This is a genomic window from Nonomuraea cypriaca (assembly GCF_015645445.1).
GTDB classification, from domain to species: domain Bacteria; phylum Actinomycetota; class Actinomycetes; order Streptosporangiales; family Streptosporangiaceae; genus Nonomuraea; species Nonomuraea cypriaca.
Genome location: NZ_JADOGI010000330.1, coordinates 1 through 9280, shown reverse-complemented (window position 1 = coordinate 9280; position 9280 = coordinate 1). Strand labels below are relative to the sequence as shown.

8 protein-coding genes and 1 tRNA gene are annotated in these 9280 nt (G+C 71.1%); 4 read left to right on the top strand and 5 right to left on the bottom strand.

The window, feature by feature from the left end:
• Positions 1-10: 10 nt before the first annotated feature.
• Positions 11-3208, bottom strand: coding sequence for a BTAD domain-containing putative transcriptional regulator (locus ITP53_RS60810; protein ID WP_195902747.1), 3198 nt, complete (start codon positions 3206-3208; stop codon positions 11-13).
• Between the two features lie 109 nt (positions 3209-3317).
• Here ITP53_RS60810 and ITP53_RS51155 point away from each other — a divergent pair, with 109 nt between their 5' ends.
• Positions 3318-3836, top strand: a complete 519-nt coding sequence (locus ITP53_RS51155) for a universal stress protein (protein WP_207757602.1) — start codon at positions 3318-3320, stop codon at positions 3834-3836.
• Between the two features lie 189 nt (positions 3837-4025).
• On the opposite strand, the gene ITP53_RS51150 is transcribed toward ITP53_RS51155, so the two are convergent.
• Genes ITP53_RS51150 through ITP53_RS51140 form a run of 3 tightly spaced genes read right to left on the bottom strand, consistent with a single transcriptional unit; the run spans position 4026 to position 7443 of the window.
• Positions 4026-6257 (bottom strand): heavy metal translocating P-type ATPase, encoded by a 2232-nt coding sequence (locus ITP53_RS51150; protein ID WP_195902745.1) that lies wholly within the window; start codon positions 6255-6257, stop codon positions 4026-4028.
• Between the two features lie 29 nt (positions 6258-6286).
• The gene (locus ITP53_RS51145; protein ID WP_195902744.1) at positions 6287-7234 is read right to left on the bottom strand and encodes a hypothetical protein; all 948 of its coding nucleotides are present in this window, start codon (positions 7232-7234) and stop codon (positions 6287-6289) included.
• A complete protein-coding gene (locus ITP53_RS51140) occupies positions 7231-7443 on the bottom strand; it encodes a heavy-metal-associated domain-containing protein (RefSeq protein ID WP_195902743.1) in 213 nt (70 codons plus the stop codon). Before ITP53_RS51140 ends, ITP53_RS51145 begins: the two co-directional genes overlap by 4 nt.
• Positions 7444-7891: 448 nt before the next feature.
• Between ITP53_RS51140 and ITP53_RS58720 the strand changes: the two genes are divergently transcribed.
• From ITP53_RS58720 to ITP53_RS51130, 3 genes are all read left to right on the top strand, one after another.
• Positions 7892-8011 carry a DLW-39 family protein gene (locus tag ITP53_RS58720; RefSeq protein ID WP_020542320.1) on the top strand — a complete coding sequence of 40 codons (120 nt, stop codon included), beginning with the start codon at positions 7892-7894 and terminating at the stop codon, positions 8009-8011.
• Positions 8012-8026: 15 nt separating this feature from the next.
• Entirely contained in the window at positions 8027-8755 is a 729-nt protein-coding gene (locus tag ITP53_RS51135) for an HAD-IA family hydrolase (protein ID WP_195902742.1), read from the top strand.
• A gap of 16 nt (positions 8756-8771) precedes the next feature.
• Positions 8772-8847, top strand: a tRNA-Ala gene (locus tag ITP53_RS51130).
• A gap of 56 nt (positions 8848-8903) precedes the next feature.
• Here the strand turns inward: ITP53_RS51130 and ITP53_RS56655 are convergent.
• Positions 8904-9080 (bottom strand): hypothetical protein, encoded by a 177-nt coding sequence (locus ITP53_RS56655; RefSeq protein ID WP_207757601.1) that lies wholly within the window; start codon positions 9078-9080, stop codon positions 8904-8906.
• Between the last annotated feature and the right edge of the window lie 200 nt (positions 9081-9280).

The following is a 9280-nucleotide window of genomic DNA, read 5'->3' as shown; positions in this document are numbered from 1 at the left end:
GGCCCGACGCTCAGGTGGGGTAGGGGGCGGGCTCGACCTCCAGCTCGCGCATGCGTTCCGCGTAGAGCTGGTAGCGCCTGCGGGCGTCGCCGCGCCGGCCCGCGAGGTCGAGCACGCGCACCAGGCCGAGGTGGGCGCGCTCGTCGTAGCGGTCCCGCTCCAGCAGGCGCAGCCAGTAACGCGCGGCCTCGTCGTGGCGCCGCTCGGCGGTCCTTGCCGTGGCGAGCCTGGCCGCCGCCTGCACGTACGCCAGCCTGGCCTGCTCACGCAGCCCCACGGCCCAGTCCGCGTACGGGTCCTCCGCGCAGAACTCCCCGCCGTACGCGCTCTCGGCCGCCGCCCACCCCGCCAGCGCCTCGCGCGTACGGCCCGCCTGATCGAGCCGTACGGCCCCAGCCACCAGATCCAGAAATTTCTCGACATCGACGTCGACGTTGGACAGATCCAGGCGCAACGCGCCCTCATCCGAGACCACGATGTCATCGGCCGGCCGCTCGTGGGCGGGGTCGAGCACGGCGCGCAGCGTGGACACCATGACGTTCAGCCGCCGCAGTCCGACCACCTCGTCCGCCTGCTCCGGCCACAGGATCTCGACCAGCCGCTCCCTGCTGATCCCGCTCCCCCTGCGGCTGACCAGGATCTTCAGCAGGTCGCGGGCCTTACGCGACTGCCACGCCGTACGCGGCAGCGGCACCCCGCCCCGCAGCACCCGGAACGTTCCCATGGTCTCCACGACCACCCTCGCCCCCGGCGCGGGCGCGGAGCGGGCGATCAGCGCGTCGATCCGGTCGTCGAGGGCCCGGCAGCCGATCGCGCGCATGCGCGCCCGCACCGCCGCGGCCGTCTCCCTGCCCGCCCCTGGATCCGCCAGTGCGGCCCCGACCAGCTCGGCCCTGGCCTGCCCGATCGGATCGCCGAGCGCCGCCCACCTGCGCATCGCCTCGTCCGCGAGCCCCGGGTCGCCCTCCAGCTCCGCCCGCAGCTCCACGATGGCGGCCTGGGCCGCGTGGTCCCTGCGGCTCACGGCGACCGGCTCGGTCTCCTCCAGCAGCGCCGTGGCCTCCACACGCCGCCCCGCGGCCACGGCCACACGGGCGGCGACCACCCGCGCGCTCACGCCCGCGATGCCCTCCGCGTGCTTGAGCGCCTGCTCGGCGACGCGCGTGGCCTCCTCGGGGTCCTCGCCGGCGAGCAGCTCCGCCAGCGCGTTGAGCACGTTGGACAGCGACTGCACCTCGCCGGACGGCTCCGCCTCCGCGATGATCCGCCGGTAGATCTCCGCCGCCGCCCGGCGCTCGCCGCGCAGCGCGTGGATCTCGGCCAGCCGGTTCAGCCCGTAGCCGACCAGCCTGGAGCCCATCGCCTCCCACCTGGCCACCGCGTCGGCCGCCTCGATCGCCGCCTCCTCCAGTCGTCCGAGGCCGATCAGGGCCTTGGCGCGGTTGGAGATGTTCAGGGCGGCATAGGGGGCGAACGACACCAGGTCGCACAACCGGCCGGCGAGCTCCGTCTCGGCCAGGGCGTCGGCGTACGAGCCCTCGTCCAGGTGGCGGGAGGCGCGGTTGGCGTGGATGCGGATGAGCTGGACGACGTCGCCCGCGCGTTCGGCGTACTCGAGGGCGCGCAGGTAGTGGGCGTCGTTGGCGCGGCGGTCGCCGTCGAGCGCGGCGAGCATGGCCAGCACCGTGTTCGCCATCGCGAGCGCGCCCGGGTCCCCCAGGCTGCCGGCCTGCTCCAGGGCCTGGTCGGCCAGCTCGGCGCAGCCCGCCTTGTCGCCCTTCAGCCACAGCACCGACGCGGCGGAGGCGGCGCACATGGCGGCGTCCGCGGGCGGCAGGCCGTGCTCGTGGCCCTTGGTGTACGCGGCCAGCGCCGCGTCCAGATCGCCGCGCAGGTGGTCGATGAAGCCGAGCCGCCTGGCCACGTACGCGTCGGACGCGGCTCCACCGGCGGCGCCGGCGAGCAGTTCGCGGGCCAAGTCCCAGTGGCCGCGGTTGAGCTCGGCGATGCCGGCCAGCTTGAGCATCGGGGGAGAGCGCCTGGCGGCCTCGGGTAACAGGTCCAGGGCGGCGACCACGTCACCGCGTTCGGCCAGGCGCAGGCCGTACGCGTCGAGGAGGGAGGCGGCCAGGCCCGGGTGCGCGGTGGCGACCGCGGCGCGCAGGGCCAGCTCGGGCTGGTCGTGCTCGACGTACCAGCGGGCGGCGACGGCCGCCACGTCATGGGCCTCGTGGCGGTCGAGCGGGGCGTGCCCGGCCAGCATGTGGGCGCTGGTCTGGGTCAGGCGATGGCCGTCCTGACCGGCTTCGAGGAACAGCCCGCGGCTGGTCAGCGACGCCAGCGTGTCGGGCGGCGCGCCGAGCGTGGCGGCCAGGCCGCTGGTCAGCACGGGCAGCACGGTCGCGGCGCGGAGCAACTCGCGCATGGCCGCGGGCAGGTCCGTGAACGCGGAGAGCGTGAGCCGCTCCAGCGTGGCCGACGTCGCGGCCAGGCTCGCGGCGGTGCGGGGCCAGGCGGCCGGATCCTCGCGGGCCAGCGCGTCGAGCGCGGCGCGTACGGCGGCGGGCCAGCCCCCACAGGACTCGTGCAGCGTGGCGGCGACCGCGACGCCAGGCTCGCCCAGCCGGTCGCGGGCCCAGGCGGCGGTCTCGTCGAGCGTGAGCGCCAGGTCGGTCGCGTCGAGATCGAACACCTCGTGGTCCTGGCGCAGCCGCGCGGTCGGGAACGGCAGCGGCGCCCGCGACGCGGTGACCAGATGCAGGTGCCGGGGCGCGACCCGGACCAGCGTCTCCACATAACGTACGGACCCCGGCGCGGCGGCGATCGCGTCCATGCCGTCGAACACCACGGCCAGCCCGCGCCGCAGCCGCATGGACAGCGACTCGGCCAGCGCGTTCGCCAGCGCCGCCGCCCTGGACAGCTCGTCCGCGCCGGGACCGAGCGGCGTCCGCGCAGCCGTGACCAGGTCGGCGGGCAGTCCTGGCACCTTGTCGGACAGCGCCGCGGCCACCGCGCCGGCCAGCGTGGGAAGGTCCCGGTCGGCGGGCCCGAGCCGGTGCAGCACCGCGCCGACGGCCTGGCTCCAACCGGCCAGCGCGATCGACTTCCCGTAGCCCGTCGCCGCCACGAGCGAGGTGAGCCGGTACGTGAGCGCCCCGTCGAGCCGCCGGTCGAGGGCGGGACGGGGCCGCACCCACCCTCGTTCCACCCACGCATGCTACGCCCGCCTTCGCGGACGACTCCAGAGTTCGCAAAGTGCCACCTCCCGGTAACCAGCGCGCAGGCGCACTATGGTCGTACTTCCTACAGGAGGCACCGTGGAACAGGATCTGCCTGCCGGTGCGAGGCTGATTGTGGGGGTGGACGAGTCCCCGGCCTCGCGCTGGGCGCTGGCCTGGGCCATCGGGGCGGCCAGGCTGCACCGGATGGCCCTGGTCGCCGTGCACGTGAGCCGCGCGCCCGTGCATCCATTCCCCGAGGCGTTGCCCGTGCAGAACGCCCTAAGACAGGGCGAGGAGGCCCGCTGCGCCGAGGTCATCGCCGGGGTGTTCGACGACGTGGCGGGCGGGGTGCCCGACGATCTGACGACGGCCGCGATCGGCCGGGTCGGCGACCCCGGCTACCACCTCGTCGACCTGGCCCGCGAGGGCGACCTGCTGGTGCTCGGGCGGAGCCGCCGCGGCGTGCTCAGCCGCATCTTCCTGCCCTCGACCAGCATGTACTGCGCCAGGCACGCGCGCACGACGGTCGTGATCGTCCAGCAGCCCTCATCGCCCGACGATCCCCAGATGCCGGGGGAGCGGGCCAGACGCTTCTGGACCCGCCGACATCCGTGACCGCAGCAGCCGCAGGCCGCCGGGGATCGCGTCCTTGGCGATGGCGCCGTAGCCCAGGACCAGGCCGGGCTGCGGGGTTTCACCGCAGTACGCCTCCAGCCGCTCCGGCGCCAGGGCGGGCCCGGCGCGTACGGACACGCCGGGGGCGAGGCGGGCGCACAGATGGCGCCGGCCGCCGACCGAGCCCGATCACCTGAACGTACGCAGCCTGAGGCTGTTGCTGACCACGAACACACTGGAGAACGCCATCGCGGCTCCCGCGATCATCGGGTTGAGCATGCCGAGCGCGGCCAGTGGCAGCGCGGCGACGTTGTAGGCGAACGCCCAGAACAGATTGCCTTTGATGGTGGACAGTGTGCGGCGGGACAGCCGCAGCGCGTCCGCGGCCACCCGCAGGTCGCCCCGCACCAGGGTCAGGTCGGAGGCCTCGATGGCGGCGTCGGTGCCGGTGCCCATCGCCAGGCCCAGATCGGCCTGGGCCAGCGCGGCGGCGTCGTTGACCCCGTCACCCACCATGGCCACCACCCTGCCCTCGCCCTGCAACCGCTTGACCACCTCCACCTTGCCGCCGGGCAGCACCTCGGCGATCACCTCGTCGATGCCCACCTCAGCCGCCACCGTCCTGGCGACCACCTCGTTGTCCCCGGTCAACAGCACCGGGGCCAACCCCAGCCCCCTGAGCTGCTCGATCGCCTCCCGGCTGGTCGGCTTGACCACATCGGCCACCACCAGCACCGCCCGCGCCCGGCCGTCCCAGCCCACCGCCACCACCGTGCGACCCCGGGCCCGCTCCCCGGCCAGCTCGCGCTCCAGGCCGGCCGGCAGATGCTGCGACCACTGCGCCAGCAACCGGGGCCGGCCCACCACGACCGCGTGCCCATCCACCACACCCCGCACGCCGAGCCCCTCCACATTGGCGAAGTCCTCCACGATCGCGTCGGACTGCGCCGCCCGGGCGACGGCCTCGGCGATCGGATGCTCCGAGGCATGCTCCAGCGCGCCCGCCAGCCGCAGCACCTCCTCCCGGCTCTCGCCCTCGGCCAGATGCACGGCGGTCAGCGTCATCCGGCCCTCGGTCACCGTCCCGGTCTTGTCCAACACGATCGTGTCGACACGGCGGGTGGACTCCAGCACCTCCGGCCCCTTGATCACAATGCCCAGCTGAGCACCCCGGCCAGTACCCACCAGCAACGCCGTCGGCGTGGCCAGCCCCAGCGCACACGGGCACGCGATGATCAGCACCGCCACCGCCGCGGTGAACGCCGCCCCCACACCATCACCGGCACCCAGCCAGAACCCCAGCGTCCCCACCGCCAACGCGATCACGATCGGCACGAACACCCCCGAGATCCGATCGGCCAGCCGCTGCACCTGCGCCTTCCCGCTCTGCGCCTCCTCCACCAGCCTCGCCATCTGCGCGAGCCGCGTATCCGCCCCCACCCGGTCGGCCTCGACGATCAACCGCCCACCCGCGTTCACCGTCGCCCCGGCCACCCCATCACCGGGACGGACCTCGACCGGCACCGACTCACCCGTCAGCATCGACGCATCCACCGCAGAGGAGCCCTCAACGACCACCCCGTCGGTGGCGATCTTCTCCCCCGGCCGCACCACGAACCGATCCCCGACCTCCAGCAGCTCGACCGGGACACGGCGGCCATCAGCCAACTCCACATCCTTGGCGCCCAGCTCCATCAGCGCCCGCAACGCCGCACCCGCCCGCCGCTTGGCCTTGGACTCGAAGAAACGCCCCGCCAGGATGAACGCCGTCACCGCCGCCGCGGCCTCCAGATAGATGTTGCCCGACCCATCACTGCGCCCAATGGTGAACGCGAACGGATGCGTCATCCCCGGCACACCCGCCGTACCGAAGAACAACGCCCACACCGACCAGCCCAGCGCCGCCAAAGTGCCCATCGAGATCAACGTGTCCATCGTCGCGGCACCATGCCGCAGATTCCTCCACGCCGCCTTGTGGAACGGCCAGCCCGCATACACCACCACCGGCGCCGCCAACACCAACGACAACCACTGCCAATTCGCGAACTGCAACACCGGAACCATCGCCATCGCGACCACCGGAACACTCAACACCACCGCGGCGATCAACCGCTGACGCAACGGCCGCAGCTCGCCGGGCTCCCCGGCCTCCTCATCCTGGGCTTCCTGGGCTTTCTGGGCTTTCTGGGCTTTCTGGGCGGGCAGGGCGGCCGTGTAGCCGGCCTTCTCCACCTCGCTGATGAGGTCCTGTGGGTCGACGCCGTCAGGAAAAGTGACCTTCGCCTTCTCGGTCGCGTAGTTGACCGTCGCCGTGACGCCTTCCAGCTTGTTCAGCTTGCGCTCGATCCGGTTGGCACAGGACGCGCACGTCATGCCGCCGATCGTGAGTTCGACGGCTCCTGCCTCGGTGAGGGAGGACATCACCTCTCCTTTCCTCGCGTCCTGTGCGTTCAGTGGGTGTGGGTGGCCGACGGGACGTGCCCGTCGGGCAGGGTGGCCGTGGCGGTGAAGGCCGCCGTACGGACCTTGCCTTCGTGCTGGAAGTCGAGGAACAACCGGTAGTCGCCGCCGCTCGGCACCTCGGCGTAGAAGGTGATCTCCGGTCCGGCCTTCGCGCTGTCTTCAGGATGTACGTGCAGGTAGGCCAGGTCACCGGCGCGCAGGGTCACCAGGTGGCCATAGGCGCCGAGGTAGGGCTGCAGGTCGGTGACCGGCTCGCCGTCCTTGCTCACCGTGAGGGTGAGCTCGCTCGTCCGGCCGGGGACCAGGTCTCCGGCGAGGTTCACAGTGTAGTCGTCGACGGCCGCCGTACGGCTGACGTGCGGCAACGGTTCGGGCCGGTAGTCGCCCGCCACCTCCAGGTCCGCGCTCAGCGTCAGCTTCTCGCCGCCCTCGGGCACGAAGTCGGCGAACGCCCGGTACGACCCCGCCTCAGGAAGCGTCAACCCGACCGACCAGGTGCCGTCCTGGGCCATTTCCGGATGTACGTGCTGGAAGTGCGTCAGGTCGCGGGAGACGACGATGAAGTGCAGCTTCTTGTCGTGTTCGACCTGGTAGGCGGTGATCGGCTTGCCGTCGGGGTCGGTCACGGTGAACTTGAAGTCCGCGGGCCGGCCGATCGTCATCGTGGTGATCGGGTTGAGCGTGTAGCCGTCCTGTGACACCTGGAGCCCCCCGGGGGTATCGCTTCTGACCTGCTGAGTGCCATGCCCGTCACCATGCCCAGCGGCTTCCGCGCTCGCTTCTTCGCCGTGCTCGCCGACTCCTTCGTTGTGCTCGTCGGCCTGCTGAACAGGGGGAACCGCGGTCGGGCCGATCACTCGCCCCGCGCCCAGCGTGCCACCGAAGACGACGGCCAGCCCCAGGACGTACGCGCTGAGCTTGGCGGCCGTGTTCATGACCGGCCTGCCATTTCGTACCCGGCTTCTCCAACCGCCGCGGCGATCCCGGCCTCGTCGATCGGCCCGTCGCCGGTGACGGTCAGCAGGCCACTGGCCAGATCGACCTCCACGGAGGTCACCCCCGCCACCTCGCCGACCTCCTCCTTGACCGAGCTCACGCAGTGTCCGCAGGTCATGCCCTTGACGGTGTAGGTGGCGGTGCTCATTCCGGTCTCCCTAGTGTGTGTTCTCCAGCTTCGAAACCACACCTTACCCCCCTAGGGTATGCTATGCCGACTTCTGAGATTCAAGTCACACATATGGGTACGCACGCCGAACCCACTCGGTTGAGTCCCCGTACGGCGAACTCCACACCGCCGCGTACGAGACGTGTGGACTTCTTACGGGGGAGAGGGACCATGACAGAGGCGGACCGATGAGGCTGGGCAGGGGGCAGGTGCGCGCTTGGTCGGGATATTTGGCATGATCAGGATGTTGTCCGAGTCGAGAACGGGGATAGCCATTCCCACCTGGGCCTGAACACTCGTTCTGCGCCCATTTCACACATCTGGTCCGTGCACAAGACAGGGACCGCAGCCATACCTTGCTAGGCTGCTTGTCAACCGTTGGGTCTCACCCCGGCAGGTGAGGCCGTCGAAGAAGTGGGGTCACACCGTGAAGAAGCTGCTCGTTCTGGCGCTGATCGCCCTTGGGGGGTTGCTGATCTGGCGTAAGGTGCAGGCCGACCGCGCAGAGCTCGATCTCTGGACCGAGGCGACCGGCAGCGAGAACTAACCGACCGGCGAGGCGATGAGTGACATCGTCCCCATCAAGCTGGTGTGCCTGGACCTGGCAGGCACCACAGTCGGTGACATCGCCATGGTCGAGCGCGCCTTCGCCGAGGCGATCGCGACCCAGGGCATAGTGCCCGGGACCGGAGCGTACGCGCGTGCCATGGTTCACGTGCACCGGTCCCGGGGCTGCCCCAAGATCGATGTCTTCCGCGGGATCTTCCCTGGAAACGAGGCCCAGGCGCAAGCGGCGAACCTGACGTTCGAGCGCTCCTACGAGGGTGCGCTGGGGCGGGCGGGTCTCGTACCCATGCCCGGAGCCCTGGAGGCGCCCGACAAACTGCGCGGCAACGACATCAAGCTGGCCTTGATCACCGGCTTCAGCCGGGCCACCCTGAGCCGCGTGCTCAGCGTCCTCGGCTGGCACGACAAGATCGACCTCGCCATCTGCCCCGAGGACGCCGGCGGCCGCGGCCGCCCCTGGCCGGACATGGTCCTGCACGCCGTGCTGAGGCTGGGCGTGGAGGACGTACGCGATGTGGCCGTCATCGGCGACTCGGAAAGCGACATGCTGTGCGGCAAACGAGCCGGCGCCTCGATCGTCGCCGGCGTGATGACCGGCGTCCACAGCAGGGAGCGACTACTGAAGGGCGGCGCGACACACATCCTGGACTCGATCGCCGACTTCCCCGGCTTGGTCCTGAGCGACGACCTCGGCACGACGCAGGTGGCCCCCTCCGCCCGGTAAGCTATCTTCGTCGCAAGGGGCCTTAGCTCAGTTGGCAGAGCGCCTGCTTTGCAAGCAGGAAGTCAGGAGTTCGAATCTCCTAGGCTCCACCAGGGAAAACGCCCCGCCACTGATCATGTGACGGGGCGTTCGTGCCATTAACGTGCCATTACCCTGCGGGAACCAGCACCCCCGCGCTGCCGTCGTCATCTCCCCTCTTGGGCTTCTTCTTCGCCTTCTTCCGCTCGGCCTTGACACGGGCAGAGAGCGCGTCGGCGATCTTCTGATCCGCATCTCGGGTGGCGTGCTGGTAGATGAGCGCAGCCCGGTCACTGTCGTGTCCCATGCGTGCCTTGAGATCGGCGAGGCTCGCTCCTGACTGGGCCGCCAGGGTGTTGCCGGTGTGCCGGAGATCGTGAGTGCGCCGTGAGGCGCTGTGAGTTGAGTGGAGGTGAAAGACCTTCACCGCTGACCCTGTCGCAGCAGGGAGGCGGAGCTGAGGGCAGCCTGATCCGGGTGGTGCCGGGGAGGGTGGGAGCAGCCCTG